Origin of the sequence: Microbacterium paludicola, assembly GCF_039529675.1 — a bacterium.
Taxonomy (GTDB): domain Bacteria; phylum Actinomycetota; class Actinomycetes; order Actinomycetales; family Microbacteriaceae; genus Microbacterium; species Microbacterium paludicola.
Map to the genome: position 1 here is coordinate 59,789 of NZ_BAAANG010000022.1, position 22,699 is coordinate 82,487.

Annotated in this window: 22 protein-coding genes; 19 read left to right on the top strand and 3 right to left on the bottom strand. The window is 71.0% G+C overall.

What is annotated here, in order from left to right:
- Nucleotides 1–91: 91 nt before the first annotated feature.
- Entirely contained in the window at nucleotides 92–526 is a 435-nt protein-coding gene (locus ABD161_RS11380; protein WP_135114714.1) for a DUF1844 domain-containing protein, read from the bottom strand.
- A 309-nt stretch (nucleotides 527–835) separates the two neighbouring features.
- Here ABD161_RS11380 and infC point away from each other — a divergent pair, with 309 nt between their 5' ends.
- The 10 genes from infC to pheT all read left to right on the top strand — a co-directional run bounded on the left by infC (nucleotide 836) and on the right by pheT (nucleotide 10,193).
- A complete protein-coding gene (infC, locus tag ABD161_RS11385) occupies nucleotides 836–1,417 on the top strand; it encodes a translation initiation factor IF-3 (protein ID WP_233441174.1) in 582 nt (193 codons plus the stop codon).
- A gap of 72 nt (nucleotides 1,418–1,489) precedes the next feature.
- Nucleotides 1,490–1,684, top strand: coding sequence for a 50S ribosomal protein L35 (rpmI, locus tag ABD161_RS11390; RefSeq protein ID WP_135114713.1), 195 nt, complete (start codon nucleotides 1,490–1,492; stop codon nucleotides 1,682–1,684).
- Between the two features lie 27 nt (nucleotides 1,685–1,711).
- Nucleotides 1,712–2,098 (top strand): 50S ribosomal protein L20, encoded by a 387-nt coding sequence (gene rplT, locus ABD161_RS11395; protein ID WP_135114712.1) that lies wholly within the window; start codon nucleotides 1,712–1,714, stop codon nucleotides 2,096–2,098.
- A 134-nt stretch (nucleotides 2,099–2,232) separates the two neighbouring features.
- Nucleotides 2,233–3,033 carry a TrmH family RNA methyltransferase gene (locus ABD161_RS11400; protein ID WP_344002824.1) on the top strand — a complete coding sequence of 267 codons (801 nt, stop codon included), beginning with the start codon at nucleotides 2,233–2,235 and terminating at the stop codon, nucleotides 3,031–3,033.
- Between the two features lie 138 nt (nucleotides 3,034–3,171).
- On the top strand, nucleotides 3,172–3,912 hold the full coding sequence (locus ABD161_RS11405; protein WP_344002827.1) for an amino acid ABC transporter ATP-binding protein: 741 nt from the start codon (nucleotides 3,172–3,174) through the stop codon (nucleotides 3,910–3,912).
- An 85-nt stretch (nucleotides 3,913–3,997) separates the two neighbouring features.
- The gene (locus ABD161_RS11410) at nucleotides 3,998–4,903 is read left to right on the top strand and encodes a glutamate ABC transporter substrate-binding protein (protein WP_344002830.1); all 906 of its coding nucleotides are present in this window, start codon (nucleotides 3,998–4,000) and stop codon (nucleotides 4,901–4,903) included.
- A gap of 78 nt (nucleotides 4,904–4,981) precedes the next feature.
- On the top strand, nucleotides 4,982–5,638 hold the full coding sequence (locus ABD161_RS11415) for an amino acid ABC transporter permease (RefSeq protein ID WP_344002832.1): 657 nt from the start codon (nucleotides 4,982–4,984) through the stop codon (nucleotides 5,636–5,638).
- Complete coding sequence (locus tag ABD161_RS11420) at nucleotides 5,635–6,618, top strand: amino acid ABC transporter permease (protein WP_344002835.1); 984 nt, start codon at nucleotides 5,635–5,637, stop codon at nucleotides 6,616–6,618. The genes ABD161_RS11415 and ABD161_RS11420 overlap by 4 nt, the downstream gene beginning before the upstream one ends.
- Nucleotides 6,619–6,660: 42 nt before the next feature.
- Complete coding sequence (gene pheS, locus ABD161_RS11425) at nucleotides 6,661–7,701, top strand: phenylalanine--tRNA ligase subunit alpha (protein WP_344002838.1); 1,041 nt, start codon at nucleotides 6,661–6,663, stop codon at nucleotides 7,699–7,701.
- Complete coding sequence (gene pheT / locus ABD161_RS11430; protein WP_344002841.1) at nucleotides 7,701–10,193, top strand: phenylalanine--tRNA ligase subunit beta; 2,493 nt, start codon at nucleotides 7,701–7,703, stop codon at nucleotides 10,191–10,193. The genes pheS and pheT overlap by 1 nt, the downstream gene beginning before the upstream one ends.
- Before the next feature lie 118 nt (nucleotides 10,194–10,311).
- Here pheT and ABD161_RS11435 read toward each other — a convergent pair whose 3' ends face one another.
- Nucleotides 10,312–11,286 carry a hypothetical protein gene (locus ABD161_RS11435; protein ID WP_344002844.1) on the bottom strand — a complete coding sequence of 325 codons (975 nt, stop codon included), beginning with the start codon at nucleotides 11,284–11,286 and terminating at the stop codon, nucleotides 10,312–10,314.
- Nucleotides 11,287–11,516: 230 nt separating this feature from the next.
- A complete protein-coding gene (locus ABD161_RS11440) occupies nucleotides 11,517–12,170 on the bottom strand; it encodes a protein-L-isoaspartate(D-aspartate) O-methyltransferase (RefSeq protein WP_344002847.1) in 654 nt (217 codons plus the stop codon).
- Nucleotides 12,171–12,402: 232 nt separating this feature from the next.
- Between ABD161_RS11440 and argC the strand changes: the two genes are divergently transcribed.
- The 9 genes from argC (at nucleotide 12,403) to tyrS (ending at nucleotide 22,487) form a co-directional block, all read left to right on the top strand.
- A complete protein-coding gene (gene argC / locus ABD161_RS11445; RefSeq protein ID WP_344002850.1) occupies nucleotides 12,403–13,449 on the top strand; it encodes an N-acetyl-gamma-glutamyl-phosphate reductase in 1,047 nt (348 codons plus the stop codon).
- Nucleotides 13,446–14,603: a bifunctional glutamate N-acetyltransferase/amino-acid acetyltransferase ArgJ gene (argJ, locus tag ABD161_RS11450; RefSeq protein WP_344002852.1), complete on the top strand. Its 1,158-nt coding sequence runs from the start codon at nucleotides 13,446–13,448 to the stop codon at nucleotides 14,601–14,603. The genes argC and argJ overlap by 4 nt, the downstream gene beginning before the upstream one ends.
- Nucleotides 14,600–15,523, top strand: coding sequence for an acetylglutamate kinase (gene argB / locus ABD161_RS11455; protein ID WP_135114701.1), 924 nt, complete (start codon nucleotides 14,600–14,602; stop codon nucleotides 15,521–15,523). The genes argJ and argB overlap by 4 nt, the downstream gene beginning before the upstream one ends.
- A 37-nt stretch (nucleotides 15,524–15,560) precedes the next feature.
- Nucleotides 15,561–16,805 (top strand): acetylornithine transaminase, encoded by a 1,245-nt coding sequence (locus ABD161_RS11460; RefSeq protein ID WP_344002856.1) that lies wholly within the window; start codon nucleotides 15,561–15,563, stop codon nucleotides 16,803–16,805.
- The gene (argF, locus tag ABD161_RS11465; protein WP_135114700.1) at nucleotides 16,802–17,725 is read left to right on the top strand and encodes an ornithine carbamoyltransferase; all 924 of its coding nucleotides are present in this window, start codon (nucleotides 16,802–16,804) and stop codon (nucleotides 17,723–17,725) included. Before ABD161_RS11460 ends, argF begins: the two co-directional genes overlap by 4 nt.
- Nucleotides 17,704–18,849: a heparan-alpha-glucosaminide N-acetyltransferase domain-containing protein gene (locus ABD161_RS11470; protein ID WP_344002860.1), complete on the top strand. Its 1,146-nt coding sequence runs from the start codon at nucleotides 17,704–17,706 to the stop codon at nucleotides 18,847–18,849. Before argF ends, ABD161_RS11470 begins: the two co-directional genes overlap by 22 nt.
- A gap of 10 nt (nucleotides 18,850–18,859) precedes the next feature.
- Nucleotides 18,860–20,302 carry an argininosuccinate lyase gene (argH, locus tag ABD161_RS11475; protein ID WP_344002863.1) on the top strand — a complete coding sequence of 481 codons (1,443 nt, stop codon included), beginning with the start codon at nucleotides 18,860–18,862 and terminating at the stop codon, nucleotides 20,300–20,302.
- 86 nt (nucleotides 20,303–20,388) lie between these two features.
- A complete protein-coding gene (locus ABD161_RS11480; protein WP_344002866.1) occupies nucleotides 20,389–21,156 on the top strand; it encodes a hypothetical protein in 768 nt (255 codons plus the stop codon).
- 35 nt (nucleotides 21,157–21,191) lie between these two features.
- Nucleotides 21,192–22,487 (top strand): tyrosine--tRNA ligase, encoded by a 1,296-nt coding sequence (gene tyrS / locus ABD161_RS11485; protein WP_344002869.1) that lies wholly within the window; start codon nucleotides 21,192–21,194, stop codon nucleotides 22,485–22,487.
- Nucleotides 22,488–22,699 lie beyond the last annotated feature (212 nt).

Consider the following 22,699-nt stretch of genomic DNA (forward strand, 5'->3'; position numbering starts at 1 on the left):
CGCCCGAGTAGGGGGCGAGCGAGGAACGAGCGAGCCGGGCCCCCGCTCGGAAGCAGGATCCCGCAGTCCCGCGCGGAACCCCGGAGAGGCCTCAGATCACGGGGCCCGTGTATTTCTCGCCCGGCCCCTTGCCGGGCGCGTCGGGGATCGACGAGATCTCGCGGAAGCGCAGCTGCAGCGAACGGAGGCCGTCGCGGATCGGGCGCGCGTGCATGTCGCTGATCTCCGGGGCTGCGGCGGTCACGAGACCGGCGAGGGCGTTGATGAGCTTGCGGGCCTCGTCGAGGTCGATGTCGGCCTCGGCCTCGGGGGTGTCGGCGAGGCCGAGCTTCACGGCGGCGGCGCTCATCAGGTGGACGCACGCGGTGCCGATGACCTCGACCGCGGCCACGTCGGCGATGTCGCGAACGGCGGAGGTGTCCGATCCGGCGCGCTCCTGTTCCTCCCAGCGAGCCTCGCGCTCGGGGTCGAACGCCCGGCCGCTGCGGGCGTCGGGGGAGGGGGTGTGTGCCGGGTTGGTGCTCATGTGCCGCTCTCTGGTAGACTTTCCCGGGCTCCGGCGGTTCTCGTAGAGAATCCCGGACGAAAGAGGATTCACATCCCACCCGCGCTTGCCGTTACAAGGCTACCGGGTCATGCACTCCCTCGCGTTTCTCGCGGGTGTTCCAGATCGTGCGATGCACGGGCCTGGGTATGGGTGAGGTCGACGCGTGACGTCTGCCGGGTGGATGCTGATTCTTCTCCCGCCCGTGGCACGAAACCGCGTCACGGTGGCTCTCGAATCACCACCCAAGGAGTCCGCATCAGCGATCCCCGTACCAATGAGCGCATCCGCGTGCCCGAGGTCCGACTTGTCGGCCCCGCCGGCGAGCAGATCGGCGTCGTCCGCATCGAGGCCGCCCTGCGTCTTGCGCAGGAGGCCGATCTCGACCTTGTCGAGGTCGCCCCCAACTCGAAGCCTCCCGTCGTCAAGATCATGGACTACGGCAAGTTCAAGTACGAGGCAGCGCAGAAGGCCAAGGAGGCCCGTCGCAACCAGGCCAACACGGTCCTCAAGGAGGTCCGTTTCCGCCTGAAGATCGATGAGCACGACTACGAGACCAAGCGCAAGCGCGCTGAGGGCTTCCTGAAGTCGGGTGACAAGGTGAAGGCGATGATCCTCTTCCGCGGTCGCGAGCAGTCGCGCCCGGAGCAGGGTGTGCGCCTGCTGAAGAAGTTCGCGGAGGACGTGGCCGAGTTCGGCACCGTCGAGTCCAGCCCCAAGGTGGACGGCCGCAACATGGTGATGGTCGTCGCGCCGCACAAGAACAAGTCCGAGGTCAAGACCGAGCAGAACGCCCAGCGCGCGGCCAACAAGCAGGCCGCCCGCGAGGCGAAGAGCACGACCCCGGTCGAAGAGACCACGGCAGCGGAGTAACGCCGCCCCACAGACTCCCGCTCCGGCGGGTGGAACACGTCGCCCCCTGGGCGCATTACGAAGGAAGAGAAGATGCCGAAGCAGAAGACCCACTCGGGCAGCAAGAAGCGCTTCAAGATCACCGGCAGCGGCAAGATCAAGAAGCAGCAGGCCGGTATGCGCCACAACCTCGAGTCGAAGTCGAGCCACCGCAAGCGCCGCCTGAACGGCGACCAGGTCATCTCGGGCAACGACCTCAAGCAGGTCAAGAAGCTCCTCGGACGCTGACGCAGAACTCGTTAGGAAGATAAAGAAATGGCTAGAGTCAAGCGGGCTGTAAACGCCCACAAGAAGCGTCGCGTCATCCTCGAGCGCGCCTCGGGTTACCGTGGCCAGCGTTCGCGCCTGTACCGCAAGGCGAAGGAGCAGGTCACCCACTCGCTCGTCTACGCGTACCGCGACCGCCGCAAGCGCAAGGGCGACTTCCGTCGTCTGTGGATCCAGCGCATCAACGCCGCCGCGCGCCAGAACGGCGTCACCTACAACCGCTTCATCCAGGGCCTCGGCCTGGCGGGCGTGCAGGTCGACCGTCGCATCCTGGCCGAGCTCGCCGTGAACGAGCCCGCCACGTTCGCCTCGCTCGTCGCGACCGCGAAGGCCGCGCTGCCGGCCGACGTGAACGCGCCGAAGTCGGCTGCGTAAGCGCACCAGCTTTTCCGAAGAGGGCGTCCCCGTGAGGGGGCGCCCTCTTCTCTTCGTCTGCGCGTCTTCCGCGGTCTGTCGGTGCTTCATCCCGAGGTCATGTCGGTATGCCTGCGCGGCCATAGACTTGACGCGTGCTGGAGAACCCCCGATCACCGCGCGTGCGCGCCGTCGCCAAGCTGGCGAAGCGCAACGCCCGCAAGGAGACGGGGCTGTTCCTGCTCGAAGGCCCGCAGGCGGTGCGCGAGGCGCTGACCTTCCGCCCGGAGACGATCGTCGAGCTGTTCGCGACGCCGACCGCCCTCGAGCGGCATCAGGACGTGCGCACGCTGCTCGCGGATGAGCGCCTCGACGCCCAGTTCGTCTCGGAGGCAGTGCTCGAGGCGATGGCCGACACGGTCACGCCCCAGGGCTTCGTGGCGGTGGCGAGGCAGAACCCCACCGCGCTGAAGGACATCTTCAGCGCCGGGCCGCGGCTCATCGCGATCTGCGAGGAGGTGCGCGATCCCGGCAACCTCGGCACCATCATCCGGGCGGCCGACGCCGCCGGCGCGGACGCCGTGATCCTGACCGGGCGCACGGTCGATCCGTACAACCCCAAGGTCGTCCGCTCGACGACGGGTTCGCTTTTCCACCTTCCCGTCGCGGTCGGGGGAGAGCTCGAGGACGTCGTCGAGCGCGCGCACGCGGCGGGGATGACCATCCTGGCGGCCGATGTGAAGGGTGACGACCTGCTGGCGGCGCGTGCCGACGGCGTGCTCGCGCAGCCGACGGGCTGGCTCTTCGGCAACGAGGCGCACGGTCTCGACGACGGCTCCCTCGGGCTCGCCGATCACGTGCTGCGCCTGCCGATCTTCGGTCGAGCCGAGTCGCTCAACCTCGCGACCGCCGCGAGCGTGTGCCTGTACGAGAGCGCATTCGCGCAGCGTGCCTGAGGCGGGCGCCCGGGCGCAACACGCCCGGATGGCCCGGCCAGCGGGAGCATTGCGGCGCCGCTCCGCGCCTGTTACAACTCGGTAAAGCGGCCCGGGCGTTGCTGGTTCGCTCCCAGGCGACCCCATAGGGTGACATGCATGGCAGAGCCCCTCGTCGTCGTCCAGGACGTGCAGAAGCACTATGGCGACTTCCACGCATTGAAGGACGTCAACCTCACGGTCGACAAGGGTGAGGTCGTCGTCGTGATCGGCCCGTCCGGATCCGGCAAGTCCACCCTGTGCCGCACGATCAACCGACTCGAGACGATCACGAGCGGCACGATCACGATCGACGGCAAGGAGCTGCCCAAGGAGGGCAAGGGACTCGCCGAGCTGCGTGCCGAGGTCGGCATGGTCTTCCAGTCGTTCAACCTCTTCGCCCACCTGACGATCCTCGAGAACGTCACCCTCGGGCCGATCAAGGTGCGGGGCATGAAGAAGGCCGACGCCGAGAAGGAAGCGCAGGCGCTGCTCGACCGCGTGGGCGTGGGACACCAGGCATCGAAGCTGCCCGCGCAACTCTCGGGCGGCCAGCAGCAGCGCGTCGCGATCGCTCGCGCGCTGGCGATGCACCCCAAGGTGATGCTCTTCGACGAGCCGACCAGCGCGCTCGACCCCGAGATGATCAACGAGGTCCTCGACGTCATGATCTCCCTCGCCAAGGAGGGGATGACGATGATCGTCGTCACCCACGAGATGGGCTTCGCCCGCAAGGCCGCGAACCGCGTTGTGTTCATGGCGGATGGGCAGATCGTCGAGGAGGCGACGCCCGAGGAGTTCTTCACCCACCCGAAGAGCGACCGCGCCAAGGACTTCCTCTCGAAGCTCATCACCCACTGACACGCGGATCGCGCACCGCGCGATCGCCGTCCCGGTGGCGCGACGAGGCGTCCCCGGACAGACCACCCCACCAAGGAGGAACCACATGTTCAGCATCAAGCGGACCTCGCGCGTCGCGGCCGGCGCAGGCCTCGGCCTCGCCGCGCTCCTCGCGCTCACGGCGTGCAACAGCGGCTCGCCGACCGACCCCGGCGCGAGCGGCGGCGCCGAGCCCGGCGAGGGCGCCCTCTGGGAGGTCGCGGAGGGCGTCGAGCTCGACAGCCCCACGTTCGAGCGGGCCACCGAGGCCGGCAAGATCGTCATCGGCGTCAAGGCCGACCAGCCCGGCCTCGGCTACGAGGACCCGGTGACGCAGGAGCGCACCGGCTTCGACGTCGACATCGCCCGCTGGGTCGCCGCCTCGCTCGGCTTCGACGAGGAGGAGATCGAGTTCAAGACGGTTCCCTCCGCCAACCGCGAGCAGGAGATCATCAACGGCGGCGTCGACTTCTACGTCGGCACCTACTCGATGACGGATGCGCGCGACGAGGTCATCGACTTCGCCGGCCCGTACTTCATCACCGGTCAGGGCCTGCTGGTCCGCGCCGATGACGAGGAGATCACCGGTCCCGAGGACCTCGCCGACAAGGTGACGTGCTCGGTCACGGGCTCCACGCCGCTGCAGCGCATCCGCGAGGAGTACGACGGCGAGGTCACCGAGCGTCAGACGTACTCCGAGTGCGTCGAGCAGCTCAAGGCCGGCCAGGTCGACGCGATCACGACGGACGAGGCCATCCTCGCCGGCTACGTCGCGCTCGAGCCGGAGGAGCTCAAGCTCGCCGGTGAGCCCTTCAGCGAGGAGCGCTACGGCATCGGCATCACCGACGGCGACACGGCGCTGAAGGACCACATCAACACGCTCCTCACCGAGGGCGGCGACGTGTGGACCTCGCTGTACGAGCAGTACCTCGAGCCGGCCGGCGTCAAGGCCGAGCAGCCGACGGTCGACTGACCCCCGCGCGCCCGGGGTGGCCTCAGGCCGCCCCGGGCGCGTTTCCCCTCATTTTCCGGACGCGCGCGAAGGAGTCGCATGGGCGCCATCACCGACAACGCAGACCTGTGGGTCGAGGCACTGCTCGGCACCCTCAAGCTCTTCTTCGGAGGCGGTCTGCTGGCCCTCGTGCTCGGCACGATCGTCGGCGCGATGCGCGTGTCCCCGGTGCCGATCGCGCGAGCCGTCGGCACGTTCTACGTCAACACCATCCGGAACACGCCCCTGACCCTGGTGTTCTTCGGCTTCGCGTTCGCGCTTCCCCCGCTGATCGGCGTCCGCGCCAGCGGCGGCAATGAGGTGCTCTTCGCGATCGGCGCACTCGGCGTCTACACCGCCACGTATGTCGCGGAGACGATCCGCTCCGGCATCAACACGGTGCCCGTCGGGCAGGCCGAGGCAGCCCGTGCGATCGGGCTCACGTTCGGCCAGGTGATGACGCTTGTCGTGCTGCCCCAGGCGTTCCGGTCGGTGATCCCGCCGATGATGAGCGTCTTCATCGCCCTGCTGAAGAACACGACCGTCGCCGCCGGGTTCTCGGTCCTGAACCTCGGCTCCATGCGCGACTGGCTCAGCGAGCGCGGCGAGAACCAGCTGGTCGTCATCCTGTGGATGCTCGTGTTCTTCGTCGTCCTTGTGCTGCTGCTGTCGTGGGCGCAGCGAACGCTCGAGAACCGTTGGAGGGTGGCCCGATGAGCGGCAGCGTCCTGTACGACGTCCCCGGTCCCCGCGCGATCGCGCGCAACCGCGTCATCGGCGTCCTCACCATCCTGGTGGTCGCGGCCGTCGTCGGCTTCCTCGTGTGGCGCCTCGCCGTGACCGGCCAGTTCGTCGCCTCCAAGTGGGAGGCGTTCACCTACACGGCGATCTGGGCGCAGATCGCCCAGGGCGCCCTGAACACCCTCTCGGCCTTCGCCCTCGCCGCCATCGGCGCCCTCGCGGTCGGCTTCATCCTGGCGATCGGCCGCCTGTCAGACCACGCCTGGGTGCGCTGGCCCGTCACGGCGATCACCGAGTTCCTGCGCGCCGTGCCCGTGCTGGTGATGATGTTCCTGCTCTACTACGGGCTGCCGGTCGTCGGCATCCGGATGCCGAGCTTCTGGGTCGTCGTCATCGCGCTCGTCGCGTACAACGGCTCGGTCCTCGCCGAGGTGATCCGCGCCGGCGTGGAGTCGCTGCCGCGCGGTCAGCGCGAGGCCGGCTACGCGATCGGCCTGCGCAAGGCGGGTGTGATGCGCCTCATCCTGCTTCCCCAGGCGATCCGGGCGATGATGCCCGTGATCCTGTCGCAGCTCGTCGTCACGCTGAAGGACACGGCGATCGGCTTCATCATCACGTACGAGGAGCTGCTGTTCTTCGCCAAGCGACTCGGCTCGGCCGCGACGCTCGACTCGCCGATCATCCAGTCGACGATGATCGTCGGCGTCATCTACATCGGGCTGTGCCTGATCCTCTCGAGCGCGGCGCGCCTGGTCGAGAAGCGGATGCAGAAGTCGCCGCGGGTGCGCGCCGCCCAGGAGGCGATCGCGCCGCGCCTGCACGAGGGAACCAACACCGAGGTCATCGGCGTGCAGGACCTCGAGCACCTGGATGCGGTCACCAAGGGCGACGTCATCGCCAACCGCCGCGGGCTGGGCAAGCACGATCCCGGCAGCACCCCCGGCGCTCCGCTCTGACGCGGCACGGGCGGCATCCCACCGCGGATAGACTCGGGTCTCGTGTCTGACGTTCCCGAGATCACGCCCGAGGCGGTGGAGGCAGCGGTCGCGGACGCGCTCGCGGCGATCGCCTCCGCACCCGACACCGCGGCCCTGAAGGCCGCCCGATCCACGCATGCGGGGGAGGGATCGACGCTCGCCGCGCTGAACGCGCAGATGCGTCACGTCCCGAACGACCGCAAGGCGGAGTTCGGCAAGCTCGTGGGCTCGGCCCGCGGACGCGTGAACCAGGCGCTGGCGGCACGCGAGGCGGAGCTCGCCGAGGCCGAGACCGCGGCGCGACTCGAGGCCGAGCGCATCGACATCACCGCCGTCCCGTCGCGCACGCGCGTCGGCGCCCGCCACCCGATGAGCCTGCTGCAGGAGCAGATCAGCGACGTGTTCGTCGGCATGGGCTGGGAGATCGCGGAGGGCCCCGAGCTCGAGCACGAGTGGTACAACTTCGACGCGCTCAACTTCGACGAGGACCACCCGGCGCGCCAGATGCAGGACACGTTCTTCGTGGATCCGGTCGCCCGCCACCTCGTGATGCGCACGCACACGAGCCCCGTGCAGGTGCGCTCGATGCTCGAGCGGGACCTGCCGATCTACGTGCTCTGCCCGGGTCGCGTGTACCGCACCGACGAGTTCGACGCCACGCACCTGCCGGTGTTCACGCAGGCAGAGGGCCTCGTCGTCGACAAGGGCATCACGATGGCGCACCTCAAGGGCACCCTCGACCACATCGCCAAGGCGCTGTTCGGCGAGGAGGCCAAGACGCGCCTGCGCACCAACTACTTCCCGTTCACGGAGCCGTCGGCCGAGTTCGACCTGTGGCACCCGACCTTCAAGGGCGGCGCGCGCTGGATCGAATGGGGCGGCTGCGGCATGGTCAACCCCAACGTGCTGCGCGCGGCGGGCATCGACCCCGAGGTGTACTCGGGCTTCGCGTTCGGGATCGGGATCGAGCGGGCGCTGATGTTCCGCAGCGACGTGCAGGACATGCGCGACATGGCCGAGGGCGATGTCCGCTTCAGCGAGCAGTTCGGGATGGTGGTGTGATGCGCGTCCCGCTGTCGTGGTTGCGTGAGTACGTGGATGTTCCCGTCGAGGCGACTCCGGAGGACGTCCTGGCGGCGCTCGTCTCGGTCGGCTTCGAAGAGGAGGACGTCTTCCGCTTCGAGCTGAGCGGCCCCGTCGTGGTCGGCACGGTGCTGTCGTTCGAGGCCGAGCCGCAGTCGAACGGCAAGACAATCCGCTGGTGCCAGGTCGACGTCGGCGAGGCCGAACCGCGTGGCATCGTCTGTGGCGCGTCCAACTTCTTCGAGGGCGACAAGGTCGTCGTGTCGCTGCCCGGTGCGGTCCTTCCCGGTCCGTTCCCCATCTCGGCGCGCAAGACGTACGGCCACGTGTCCGACGGCATGATCGCCTCAGCCCGCGAGCTGGGCCTCGGCGACGAGCACAACGGCATCCTGCGGCTCGTCGAGCTCGGGATCGACGCCGAGCCCGGCACGGACGCGATCGCCCTGCTCGGCCTCGACGATGTCGCGGTCGACGTGAACGTGACCCCGGATCGCGGCTACGCCATGTCGATCCGCGGCATCGCGCGCGAGTACGCGCATGCAACCGGTGCGACGTTCCGCGATCCCGCGTCGCTGCCCGAGATCGGATCCGGATCCGGATTCTCCGTGGTCGTCGACGACACCGCGCCGATCCGCGGCCGCAACGGCGTGACCGAGTTCGTGACCCGCGCGGTGCGCGGCGTCGACCCGTCGCGTCCGACCCCGCCGTGGATGATCGCGCGCCTCACGCTCGCGGGCATCCGGTCGATCTCGCTGCTCGTCGACATCACGAACTACGTGATGCTCGAGCTCGGTGGGCCGATCCACGGCTACGACCTGGACAAGCTCACCGGCGGCATCACCGTCCGTCGCGCGACCGAGGGCGAGACGCTCGAGACGCTCGACGGCCAGGTGCGAAAGCTCTCCACCGAGGACCTGCTGATCACGGACGAGTCGGGTCCCATCGGTCTGGCCGGTGTGATGGGTGGCGCGCGCACCGAGATCGGCGAGACGACGACGGATGTCCTGATCGAGGCCGCCGTGTTCGACACGGTCTCGATCGCGCGCACCGCCCGCCGGCACAAGCTGCCGAGCGAGGCCTCGCGTCGCTTCGAGCGCGGCGTCGACCCGCTGCTGCCGGCCGCGTCCGCGCAGCGCGTCGTCGACCTGATGGTGCAGCTGGGCGGCGGCACGGCCGACCCGCTCGGCAGCGCGCTGGGCGTCGACTACTCGCGTGCGTCGATCGCCCTGCCCGCCGGTTTTGTGCAGGGCCTCGTGGGTGTGGACTACACGGCCGCGCGCATCGCCGAGACCCTCACGCTGATCGGGTGCGGGGTCGTGGAGGCCGTGGACGGATGGGCGGTCACGCCGCCGTCGTGGCGTCCCGATCTGACCGACAAGTGGACGCTGGCCGAGGAGGTCGCGCGCATCGACGGGGTCGACAAGATCCCGTCCGTGCTGCCGACGCCGCCCTCGGGCCGCGGCCTGACTCCCGCCCAGCAGGGCCGCCGCCGGGTCGCGAACGCGCTTGCCGCCGCCGGTTTCGTCGAGACCCCGTCGTTCCCGTTCACGTCCGAGGAGCAGAACGACCTGCACGGCTCCGCGGCGGGCGAGCACCTGCCCAGCGTGCGGCTCGCGAACGCGCTCGACGGCCAGACGCCGTTCCTCCGGCGATCGCTCATCCCGGCCCTCCTGCAGACGGCGCACCGCAACGTGGCGCGCGGCCACACCGACCTCGCGCTGTTCGAGGTCGGCACCGTGTTCCTGCCGAAGCCGGGCATCGAGTACGGCACCACGACGATCCCGCCGATGGCGGTGCGTCCGGATGCCGAGACGCTCGCGCGCCTGGATGCGTCCATCCCGCCGCAGCCGCGTCACGTCGCGCTGCTTCTCGCGGGGGCGGTCGCGCCGAAGCAGCCGGGCCGCGAGGCCGAGGTCGCCGGACTCGAGGTCGCCCTCGACGCGGTGCGCGTGATCGCCGCTGCCGCGGGCGTGGAGATCGCTGTCGCGCAGGGACAGCGCGCCGCGCTACACCCGGGCCGCACGGGCGTGCTCATCGTGGATGGCGCCGAGGTCGGCTACGTCGGCGAGCTGCTGCCCGCCGTCGCGGCCGACGCGGATCTGCCCGGTCGCGTGACCGTGGCGGAACTCGACCTGGATGCGATCCTGGCCATGGCGGGGGAGCGCGTGACCGTCGCGTCGCTGTCGACCTTCCCGGCCGCGACGCAGGATGTCTCGCTCGTCGTGGACGCCGCACTGCCGGCCGCCGCGCTGCGCGCCGCGCTCGTCGAGGGTGCGGGCGACCTGCTCGAGAGCGTGCGCCTTGTCGACGACTACCGCGGTCAGGGCGTTCCGGAGGGCTCAAAGAGCCTGACGTTCGCGCTGCGCTTCCGCGCCCCCGACCGCACTCTCACCGCCGCCGAGGCGACGGAGGCGAAGCTCGCCGGCGTCGCGCTCGCGACCGAGCGCCACGGCGCCACTCTCCGCGAGTAGCGCGCGGGCTGCGGCCCGCCCAGCCCCGAGGCCGCGAGACCGCGCGTCCGCCGCTGACACTTCACCGCCCGGCTGAGACTGCATGTGACAACCGCAGTCTCAGCCGGGCGGCGCTGTCTCATTCGGGCGGTGCGGTTCGGCGACGTCCGAGCGCGTCGGGGAGGGAGCGGAGCGGACCGTGCTGGGGGAGGCGCACCGGGCGCAGAGATGCCGCGCGGAGGATCTCGTCCAGTTTCGGAGGATCCGCGGTTTCGTCCCACCCCCACCGGCCGAAGCCGCCGCGGCCGCGGCGGAGGGCGTCCTCGCGGCGCTTCTCCTCCCAGAGCACCGTCGCGTCGCCCGATCGGTACTTGACCCGCCCGTCCGCCTCGCCGATGACATCCGCCGTCCGCCAGTACGCGTCGACGCGGCTGAGGGTGCCATCCGGCAGCCGGAACTCGACCTGCAGCTCCGGCAGCTCGTAGCCGAGCCATTCGATCACCGCTCGGCTCACGGACTCGATGGCGGTCTCGGCGAGAGACGTCGCACGCGACAGAGACCATTGCGCCCGTCCGCGGCCGCGCTTGCTGAGGCGGGCCTCGTTCAGGGCCAGGAGCGTTGTGGGATCCAGGGAGCGGTCGACGCGGAGTGCCCCGTCCGCCACCGCGAGGGCGATCGCGGGGTGCCGCGCCCTCGCGATGTCGACCGCGGTCTCCGCGGGCGCGGTGAAGGCGACGCCGTCGAGACGGACGATCTCGCGCACATCGGCGGAGACATGGGTCCGGACGTCGCCGATCCGTCGCGCCGTGCCCGAGGCTTGCAGGACGTGAACATCCTCCGGCTCGCGGAAGACGGGCATCCCCGACAGAGCGGCCGCAGACTCCAGCATGAATACCGCGTCGGGGTTCGCGAGCGCGTACGCATGGACCCGTGCGAGGTAGCGATCCCACGGGGCGAGCTGCATCCATCGGTCCTTCGGGGCGTACACGCCATGCCGCACGCGATGCAGCTCGCCCCGCCGCTCCGCGGCGTCGAGGCGGAAGCCGGTCGCCCACGGACGCAACAGGGGCACCGGGGAGGCGGCGATGGTGAAGGCGCTCGTCGGCGTGCTCATGCCGACACGCTTGCCGGATCCGGCACCCCGTGCGGCCGTCACGGCGCCCGCGGAGTGAAGTCGGGATGCCCGCCCGGCCTGTGGACGAGCGGCCGGGCGTCGGGTGAGAGAGCGCGCGGCCGCCGAGAGCGCAGTCCGGCCGTGAGACTGCGCGTGCCCGCGGCAGTCTCACGCGCCGAACGCAGGCTCAACCGTGCGGTGCCGTCACAGCGCCCGCGACCGCCCGCGCCTCAGCGCAGGCCGTGCTCGCCGCGGAGCGGGACGAAGCGCACCGCGCCGAGGTCGTCGAGCGCCGTGTCGTCGCCGTGGCGCGTGACGCGCACGAGCTGCTGCCATCCGGCGTGGCGCTCCAGCGGCATCACGATGCGGCCGCCGTCGGCGAGCTGGTCGACCCAGGGGGCCGGGATGTCCGGACCCGCGGCTGCCGCCAGGATCGCGTCGAACGGGGCGTGCTCGGGCAGGCCGAGCGTCCCGTCGCCCGTCACGACATGCACCGCCGGGATGTCGCGCAGCGCCTGGCGCGCCTGCTCGGCGAGCTCCGGGACGAACTCGATCGACCAGACCTCCGCGCCCATCGCCGCGTACACGGCGGCGGCATAGCCGGATCCGGTTCCGACGTCGAGCACCCGGTCCCCGGGCTGGAGCCGCCCGGCCTCGGCGGTGAGCGCCACGATGTACGGCTGCGAGATCGTCTGGCCGTGTCCGATCGGCAGCGGCGAGTCCGCATACGCGTCGGCCGCCACCGACGCGGGCAGGAACTGCTCGCGCGGCACGGCGCGCATCGCGTCGAGCACGCGCGCATCCCGGATCCCGCGCGCGCGGATGTGCCACTCGAGCATCACCTCGCGCTCGGCGACCCGATCCGAACCGGACGAAGCGGCCATCGCCCCACCGTACGTCGGCCCCGCCGCTTCTGCTACGCTCGCCGCATGCCGACCGGCCAGACGACCCTCCACCCGATCCCGGGTGGCGTCGTCGCGCGCCGACGTCCGCGTGGCCGCCGAATCTCGGCGACGCCGCGAAGCTCTCGCGCCTGAGCGCGATCGAGCGGGCCCATCCGGGCCGAGCGGTGTCGCCGTCTCCGGCCCCCGCTCACGGACAATTAAGGTGGAAGCCATGACCTATTCGGTCGCCGTCTCCGGCGCATCTGGCTATGCAGGAGGCGAGTTGCTGCGGCTGCTCGCCGACCATCCCGACGTCGAGATCCGCACCGTCACGGCGCACTCGAACGCCGGTCAGCCCCTCATCGCGCACCAGCCGCACCTGCGCTCGCTCGCGCATCTGACCCTGCAGGAGACGACGCCGGAGATCCTCTCCGGCCACGACATCGTGTTCCTCGCGCTGCCGCACGGGCAGTCCGGCCAGTACACCGACGCCCTCACCGACGTGAAGCTCGTCATCGACTGCGGGGCCGATCACCGGCTCACCGGCAAGGACGACTGGGACGCCTTCTACGGCGGCGAGTTCCACGAGGCGTGGTCGTACGGAGTGCCCGAGCTGCCGGTCGGCGCGAAGAAGCAGCGCGACCTCCTCGTCGGCGCCGATCGCATCGCGGCCCCCGGCTGCAACGCGTCGACGGTGAGCCTCAGCCTCGCACCGGGCGTCGCGGCCGGCGTGATCGACCCGTCCGACATCGTCAGCGTGCTGGCGGTCGGGCCCTCGGGCGCGGGCAAGAGCCTGAAGCCGAACCTGCTGGCCAGCGAGATCCTCGGATCCGCGAACCCCTACGCGGTGGGCGGATCGCACCGCCACATCCCTGAGATCAGCCAGGCGCTGCGCGCCGCGGGGGCGACCGGCGACATCCGGCTCTCCTTCACCCCGGTGCTCGTCCCCATGGCGCGCGGCATCCTCGCGACCAGCACCGCGCGGATCGTCGGCGACGTCACCGACGCGCAGATCCGGGCGGCGTGGGAGGACGCGTACGGCGACGAGACCTTCGTGCAGCTGCTTCCCGAGGGGCAGATGCCGCGCACGGCCGACGTGATCGGTGCGAACACGGCGCTCATGGGCCTCGCCGTCGATCGGGCCGCGGGGCGCGTGGTCGTCGTGACCGCCCTGGACAACCTGACGAAGGGCACGGCCGGCGCCGCGATCCAGTCGATGAACATCGCGCTCGGCCTCCCTGAGGGCCGCGCGCTCAGCGTGAACGGAGTTGCCCCGTGAGTGTGACCGCAGCCAAGGGCTTCGAGGCGGCCGGTGTCGCCGCGGGACTCAAGTCGACCGGCGCGAAGGACGTCGCCGTCGTCGTGAACCGCGGTCCCCTCAAGGCGGCCGCCGCGGTGTTCACGAGCAACCGTGCCAAGGCGAACCCCATCCTGTGGTCGCAGCAGGCGATCGCGGACGGCGTCGTCGAGGCGATCGTCCTCAACTCGGGCGGCGCGAACTGCTTCACCGGCGACTTCGGCTTCCAGACCACGCACCAGACCGCCGAGAAGGCGGCCGAGCTGCTCGGCATCAGCGCGGGCGACGTGCTCGTGTGCTCGACGGGCCTCATCGGCTTCGGCGACGAGGTGTTCCGCGCGAAGGTGCTGGACGGCACCGAGAAGGGCGTGGCGAGCCTGAGTGCCGAGGGCGGCGAGGACGCGGCGACGGCCATCATGACGACCGACACCGTCGCCAAGACGGCCGTGCGCCAGGCGGACGGCTGGACGCTCGGCGGCATGGCGAAGGGCGCGGGCATGCTCGCTCCGGGCCTGGCGACGATGCTCGTCGTCATCACCACGGACGCCGTGCTCGACGCGGGCCGGCTCGACGCGCATCTGCGGGCCGCGACGCGCGTGACCTTCGACCGTCTGGACTCGGACGGCTGCATGTCGACGAACGACCAGGTCACCCTGCTCGCCAGCGGCGCAAGCGGCATCGAGCCGGATGAGGACGCGTTCCGCACCGCGCTGATCGAGGTCTGCAACGAGCTCGCCGCCAAGCTGCAGGATGACGCGGAGGGCGCCAGCCACGCCATCACGATCGAGGTCGTCGGCGCGGCGAGCGAGGACGACGCGGTCGAGGTGGGCCGCTCGGTCGCCCGCAACAACCTCTTCAAGGCGGCGATCTTCGGGAGCGACCCGAACTGGGGACGCGTGCTCGCGGCGATCGGCACGACCGAGGCCGAGTTCGACCCGTACGACGTCGACGTGTCGATGAACGGCGTGCGCGTGTGCACAAAGGGCGGCCCCGACCGGCCGCGCGAGGAGGTCGACCTGACTCCGCGCGCGACGCACGTCCTGATCGATCTGCGCGCGGGCGACGCGTCGGCGACGATCCTGACCAACGACCTGACCCACGATTACGTGCACGAGAACAGCGCCTATTCCTCATGAGCAGCCACCAGGACATCCCGGCCGTCGACCTGCAGGACACGAGTCCCGAGGAGGCCGCCGCCAAGGCGGGCACGCTCATCGAGTCGCTGCCGTGGGTGAAGCGCTACCGCGACCAGATCGTGGTGGTGAAGTACGGCGGCAACGCGATGATCAGCGAGGAGCTGCAGGATGCGTTCGCCCAGGACATCGCGTACCTGCGGTACGTGGGCGTCCGGCCGGTCGTCGTCCACGGCGGCGGACCGCAGATCTCCAGCATGCTCGACCGCCTCGCCATCCCGAGCGAATTCAAGGGCGGCTATCGCGTCACGAGCACCGAGGCGATCAGCGTGGTCCGGATGGTGCTGACGGGCCACATCAACCCGCAGCTCGTGGCGAAGATCAACTCGCACGGCCCGCTCGCGACGGGCCTCAGCGGCGAGGACGCCGGGCTGTTCGGCGGGCGCAAGCGCGGCGTCGTGATCGACGGCGTCGAGGAGAGCCTGGGCCGCGTCGGCGACGTCGTGAAGGTCGATCCGTCCGCCGTGCTCGATCACCTCGACGCCGGGCGCATCCCCGTCGTCTCGAGCATCGCGCCCGACCTCGACCACCCCGGCCAGTCGCTCAACGTGAACGCCGATGCCGCGGCCGCGGCGCTCGCGATCGCGCTGAAGGCGCGCAAGCTCGTGGTGCTGACGGACGTCGCCGGGCTGTACGCCGACTGGCCGAACCGCGACTCGCTCGTCTCGCACCTCACGGCCGACGAGCTGCGCGAGATGATGCCGCGCCTGGAGTCGGGGATGATCCCCAAGATGCAGGCCTGCCTCGACGCCGTCGAGGGCGGCGTCGGCGCGGCGGCGATCATCGACGGCCGCGTGCAGCATTCGGTGCTCGTGGAGCTCTTCACGAGCAAGGGGATCGGGACGCAGGTGACCGCATCATGACGGGCCACGAGGCGACGACGGCGATCGAGGGAGCGAAGTGACCGGAACGACGCAGGATCAGCAGAGCTGGCAGGATCTCGCGGCTCGCGACCTCATGAGCCTCGGGGGGCGCCTCGCGCTGCTCACCCGCGGCGAGGGATCGCACGTGTGGGACGCCGAGGGCACGCGCTACCTCGACTTCCTCGGCGGCATCGCGGTGAACGCGCTCGGGCACGCGCACCCGGTGTTCGCCGAGACGGTGGCGCGCCAGGCGGCGACGCTGTCGCACGTGTCGAACTACTTCGCGACGCCGCAGCAGCTCGAGCTCGCCGCGCGCCTCAAGGAGCTCGCCGGCACGGGGGAGCGGGGCCGCGTGTTCCTCGCGAACTCGGGCACCGAGGCGAACGAGACCGCGATCAAGCTCGCCCGCCTTCACGCTCGGAAGCAGGGATGGGCCGAGGGCCTGATCGTCAGCCTCGAGGGCGCGTTCCACGGCCGCTCGACCGGTGCGCTCGCGCTCACCCCGAAGGCCGCCTACCAGGATCCGTTCCGCCCGCTGCTGCCGGGCGTGACGCACATCGCCCCCACGCTCGAGGCGCTGGAGGAGCTGTTCGCCGGCGGAGAGCGGATCTCGGCGCTTGTCGTCGAGCCGATCCAGGGCGAGGCGGGGGTGCTGCCGCTTCCGGAGGGATATCTCCGCCGCGCCCGCGAGCTCACGACCGCCCACGGCGCCCTGCTCATCCTCGACGAGGTGCAGACGGGCATGGGTCGCACGGGCCGCTGGTTCGCCTTCCAGGCCGAGGGGATCGTCCCGGATGCGATCACGCTTGCGAAGGGGATCGCCGCGGGCTTCCCGCTGGGCGCCCTCGTCACCTTCGGCGACGCGAGCGACCTGTTCTACCCCGGCACCCACAACTCGACGTTCGGCGGCAATCCGCTGGCGAGCGCCGTCGCGAACGCGGTGATCCAGGAGATCCAGGATCGGGATCTGCTCGCGAACGTCGCGGAGCGCGGCGCGCAGCTTCGCGAGGCCGTCGAGGGGATGCCCCTCGTCGCGGGCACGCGCGGCGCGGGCCTGCTGATCGGCATCGCGCTGACCCAGCCGGTCGCGGCCGAGGTCCGCGCCGCGGCGCACGCGCGCGGGCTCATCGTCAACGCGCCCACGGACGACGCGATCCGCATCGCGCCGGCCTACACGATCGGCGACGACGAGGTCGCGGAATTCACGTCCACCTTCGCGGCCGCGCTCGACGAGGTCGCCTCCCGCCACGCCGCTCCCACGACCGAGGGGATCCCCGCATGACCCGCCACTTCCTGCGCGACGACGACATCACGCCCGCCGAGCAGGCGGAGATCCTGGATCTCGCCGCAGAGCTGAAGAAGGACCGCTGGGCCGACAAGAGCCTCGCCGGTCCGCAGACCGTCGCGGTGATCTTCGACAAGTCGTCGACCCGCACGCGCGTCTCCTTCGCCGTCGGCATCGCCGACCTCGGCGGCTCGCCGCTGATCATCTCGACGGCGAACAGCCAGCTCGGCGGCAAGGAGACCCCCGCCGACACGGCGCGCGTGCTCGAGCGCCAGGTGGCGGCGATCGTGTGGCGCACCTACGCGCAGGCGGGCCTCGAGGAGATGGCGCGGGACACCGTGGTGCCCGTCGTCAACGCGCTGAGCGACGACTTCCACCCGTGCCAGCTGCTCGCCGACCTGCTGACGATCCGCGAGCACAAGGGCGACCTCGCCGGGCTGACGCTGTCGTTCTTCGGCGACGGCCGCAGCAACATGGCGCACTCGTACGTTCTCGCCGGCGTCACCGCGGGCATGCACGTGCGCGTCGCGTCGCCCGAGGACTACGCGCCGCGCGAGGACGTGATCGCGGACGCCGACCGGATCGCGGCTGAGACGGGCGGATCGGTGACGCTGCTCACCGACCCGCTCGAGGCCGCCGCCGGCGCCGATGTGGTCGTCACCGACACCTGGGTGTCGATGGGCAAGGAGGAGGAGAAGCTCGCTCGCCTTCGCGACCTCGGCGCCTACAAGGTGACGCAGGAGACGATGTCGGTCGCCGACTCCGAGGCGATCTTCATCCACTGCCTTCCCGCCGATCGCGGATACGAGGTCGACGCGGAGGTCATCGACGGCCCGCAGAGCGTGATCTGGGACGAGGCCGAGAACCGGCTGCACGCGCAGAAGGCCCTGCTGGTGTGGCTGCTGCGCCAGCCCTGACCGACTGGGTCTCCTCCCGCTGGGCACGCCTCGACGGGCGTGACCGCCAGCCGGGAATCGACCTCGCGCGCGGCATCGCCGTGATCGGCATGTTCGCTGCGCACCTGCTCGCCACCACCTCGTTCGAGTGGGACGACCCCGAGACGTGGACGGATCTCGTCAACGGGCGATCGTCCATCCTGTTCGCGACCCTGGCGGGCGTCTCGCTCGCACTGGTCACGGGCGGCGTGCGCCCCTTCGACGAGCGCCGGATGACGTATGCGCGGGCGCGCATCGCCCTGCGCGCGGCGTGCATCTGGCTGCTCGGACTGCTGCTGGTGGGATTGGAAACCCCGGTCCTCGTCATCCTGCCGGCCTACGCCATCCTGTTCCTGCTGGCCCTGCCCCTGCTGCGCGTGCGACCGGCGTGGCTGTTCGGGGCGGCCGGGGCGATCGCCGTCACGATGCCGTTCGTGGTGTTCCCGATCGACTCCTGGCCGGGGTGGGACCGCGAGCCCGGCCAGACGGTCCTGCACGCGATCGGATGGAGCTACCCCTTCCTGCTGTGGGCGGCGTTCGTCATCGCCGGCATCGGGATCGGGCGGATCGCCTTCTCGCGGCCGCCCGTGGCGGCACTGCTCGCGGCGATCGGGGTCCTCCTCGCTGTCATCGGCTACGGCGTGATCGGCAGCTGGGCCGTGCTGGCGCCGGCCGATTCGCTGTGGGGAGTGGTCCTCTCGAGCGACGCGCACTCGAGCGGCATCGGCGAGGCGATCGGATCGGGCGGGGTCGCGATCCTCGTGATCGCGCTGTGCGCCCTGCTCTGCGCCACGCCGGCGCGGTGGATCGTGCTGCCGTTGCGCGCCGTCGGCGCGATGCCGCTGACGGCATACACGGCGCAGCTTGTGGCGTGGGCGCTGCTGCAGCCGCCCATCGGCGACCACGGGTCGGAGCTCGTCGCGTTCCGCGCCCTCGAGCCGTTCTGGCCGATGACCATCGCCACGATCATCGGCTGCACCCTGTGGACCCTGCTCGTCGGCCGCGGTCCGCTGGAACGGCTGATCGGCTGGGTGGCGACGGTCGGTCCCCGCGACGACGCGGCGGCGAGTGCCGGCGCGTCCGGATCGCCCGAGGCCCGTCGATAGGCTGGAGACCATGAGCGATGCAGACCAGCAGGGGACGGCCGGCAAGACGGGAGAGGGCGCCCTGTGGGGCGCGCGCTTCGCAAGCGGACCGTCGCCCGAGCTGCAGGAGCTGAGCCGCTCGACGCACTTCGACTGGCGACTCGCCCTCTACGACATCGCGGGCTCGCACGCGCACGCCAAGGCGCTCGCCGAAGCCGGCTACCTCGAGGCCGACGAGGAGCAGGCGATGCACGAGGGCCTGGATGTGCTCGCGCGCGGCATCCAGGACGGCTCGCTGCAGGCGCGTCCCGGCGACGAGGACGTGCACGGCGCGCTCGAAGCGGCGCTCATCGAGGTGGTCGGTGCCGAGCTGGGTGGGCGTCTCCGCGCCGGACGGAGCCGCAACGACCAGATCGCGACGCTGGTGCGGATGTACCTGCTAGACCACTCGCGCGTGATCGCCAAGGACGTGCTCGCCCTGATCGACGCGCTCGTGGCGCAGGCCGACGCGCACGAGGGCGTCATCCTGCCCGGCCGCACCCACCTGCAGCACGCGCAGCCGGTGCTGCTCGCGCATCACCTCCAGGCCCACGCCTGGCCGCTGGTGCGCGACCTCGAGCGGCTGCGCGACTGGCGCTCCCGCGCCGCGGTCTCGCCATACGGCGGCGGTGCGCTCGCCGGATCCACGCTCGGCCTGGACCCGCAGCTCGTGGCGCGCGAACTCGGGCTCGACCGCCCCGCCGAGAACTCCCTCGACGGCACGGCGGCCCGCGACGTCGTCGCAGAGTTCGCGTTCATCACGGCGCAGATCGGCATCGACCTGTCGCGCTTCGCCGAGGAGATCATCCTCTGGAACACGCGCGAGTTCGGCTTCGTGACCCTCGACGACGGGTACTCGACCGGGTCGAGCATCATGCCGCAGAAGAAGAACCCCGACATCGCCGAGCTCGCGCGCGGCAAGGCGGGCCGCCTCGTCGGCAACCTCACAGGGCTGCTGACCACGCTCAAGGGGCTGCCGCTCGCCTACAACCGCGACCTGCAGGAGGACAAGGAGCCGGTGTTCGACTCGGTCGACACGCTCGAGGTCGTGCTGCCGGCCTTCACCGGGATGGTCGCCACGCTGCGCTTCGACGCGGCGCGGATGGCCGAGCTGGCGCCGCAGGGATTCTCGCTCGCCACGGATGTGGCCGAGTGGCTCGTGAAGCACCGCGTGCCCTTCCGCGAGGCGCACGAGATCTCCGGTGCGCTCGTGCGCGCCTGCGAGGACAGCGGCATCGGGCTCGAGGACGCCTCGGACGAGTTGCTCGCCTCCGTCTCCGCCCACCTCACCCCCGAGGTGCGCGAGGTGCTGACGATCGAGGGCTCCGTCGGCAGCCGCACCGGCGCCGGCGGCACCGCGCCCGAGCGGGTCGCGGAGCAGCGGGCCGAGCTCGTCGCGCGTGCGCAGGCGGCCGTCCACGCTCTCGGGCTGTAGCCGGCGCCGCCCGCGGGTCGCCGCCGGGATGTCGGCGGCCCTCGGCAGGATGGACCCATGGAGCGGATGAGCAGCGGAGGCCGCGCATGATCGTCGCGGGGCTGATGCTGCTCGCCGTGGGCGGGGCCGCGCTCGTGCGCTCGGTGTTCCGGCGTTCCGAGCCGGGCATCCGCCTCGCCGCGTTCGGGGTGGTGGGCGCCGCAATCCTGGCGATCGGGCTGCTCGCCGGCGCGCCGCTCGCCGCGGTCGCCGGCCTCGGCGCCGCCGCGCTGTGGCTCTGGCTGATGCCCGATCGCGGCAGCTCGCCCGCCTCGATCTGGCCGGCCGCGGGGCTCGGGGCGCTGAGCGCCCTGGCGGTCGTGGTGGTCCCGGCCGGCTACGGCGTCGGCGCGTTCGGGCGGGTCGAGATCGACTCTCCGCTCGGAGTCCTGTCGCTTCCCGCCGTCATCCTGATGCTCGGCACGCTGTCGTACCTGCTCGAAGCCGCGAACGTCGTCGTGCGCGCGGCGCTGGAGCGAGAGAACATCGCCCCGGATGCCGAGCCGGGGGAGACCCAGACGGTCGTGGGGCCGGAGGGCCCGACCGTGATGCCCAAGCTCGGGCCCGGTCAGGTGATGAAGGGCGGGCGGCTGATCGGCCCGCTCGAGCGCGCCATCGTGTTCGGCCTGACGCTCGCCGCCGCGTATCCGCTGCTGGCGGCGTTCATCGCGGCCAAGGGAATCGTGCGCTTCCCGGAGATCTCGCGCGACGGCGACGGGGGAGACCGCGCCGAGTACTTCCTCGTCGGCAGCATGGTCAGCTGGGTGCAGGCGCTGTCGGCCGCGTTCCTCGTGTGGTGGGGCCTGCGGTCCTGACGGTGCTCCTCCGGGGACGCCATAGGCTAGGACCCGTGACCGCTGAGACCGTTGCCGCACCGGCGATCGACCCGACCTTCGACACCATCTGGGACGAGCTCGTCTGGCGCGGGCTGATCCACGTATCGACCGATCAGGACGCCCTGCGCGAGCTGCTCGCCGGGCCGCCGATCGTCTACTACTGCGGCTTCGACCCGACCGCGCCGAGCCTGCACCTGGGGAACCTCGTGCAGCTGCTCACGATGCGCCGGATCCAGCTCGCCGGGCACCGTCCGCTGGGTCTGGTTGGCGGATCCACCGGCCTGATCGGCGACCCGCGCCCCACGGCCGAGCGCACGCTGAACACCCGCGAGACCGTGGCCGAATGGGTCATGAAGCTGCGCGGACAGGTGGAGCGATTCCTCGATTTCGAGGGCGACAACGCGGCGCGCATCGTGAACAACCTCGACTGGACCGCGCCCATGAGCGCGATCGACTTCCTGCGGGAGATCGGCAAGCACTTCCGCGTCGGCACGATGCTGAAGAAGGACGCGGTCAGCGCGCGCCTCAACTCCGACGCGGGCATCAGCTACACGGAGTTCAGCTACCAGATCCTGCAGGGGCTCGACTACCTCGAGCTCTACCGCCAGTACGGCTGCCTGCTGCAGACCGGCGGCAGCGATCAGTGGGGGAACCTCACGAGCGGGGTCGATCTGATCCACCGCGTCGAGGGTGTGTCCGCGCACGCGATCGGCACGCCGCTGATCACCAACAGCGACGGCACGAAGTTCGGCAAGAGCGAGGGCAACGCCATCTGGCTCGACGCCGAGATGTGCAGCCCCTACGCGATGTACCAGTTCTGGCTCAACACCGACGATGCCGACGTGATCACGCGCCTGAAGGTGTTCACGTTCCTCGGCCGAGCCGAGATCGAGGAGTACGAGCGACTCGTCGCCGCCGAGCCCTTCCGACGCGCGGCGCAGAAGCGGCTCGCGCTCGAGGTCACCACGACGGTGCACGGCCCCGAGGCGACGGCCGCGGCGATCGATGCGTCCGAGGCGCTGTTCGGCAAGGGTGACCTGGCATCTCTGGATGCCGAGACGCTCGCCGCAGCGCTCCGCGAGCTGCCGCACGCATCGGTCGCCGCCGGCACGCCGGTGGTGCAGGCGCTGGTCGAGACCGGTCTCGTCTCCTCGGCGTCCGAGGCGCGGCGCGCGATCTCGCAGGGCGGCGTGACGCTCGATGGCGACAAGGTCGAATCGGACGAGGCGACCGTCGCCGGCGCGCTTCCCGGGGGAGTGTCCGTGCTCCGCCGCGGAAAGAAGGCGCTGGCCGGGCTGTTCGTCGCCTGACCGCCGCCCGGCGGCCCGCGCGACACGCCCGGGAGGGGCGGTGGTTTGCCGGTCGTGCGGGATCTGCGTAATGTATTCCCTTGTCGCCGCCAAGCGGTGAGGTTGAGCCGGAAGGCTCCCACCCCAGGTCGGCGACAGACACCACAAAGAAGCTCCTCGGAAGAGGGTGGATCGTGGTGTGTCTGGGCGGCCTCGCGGCCGGTCTGGGATGC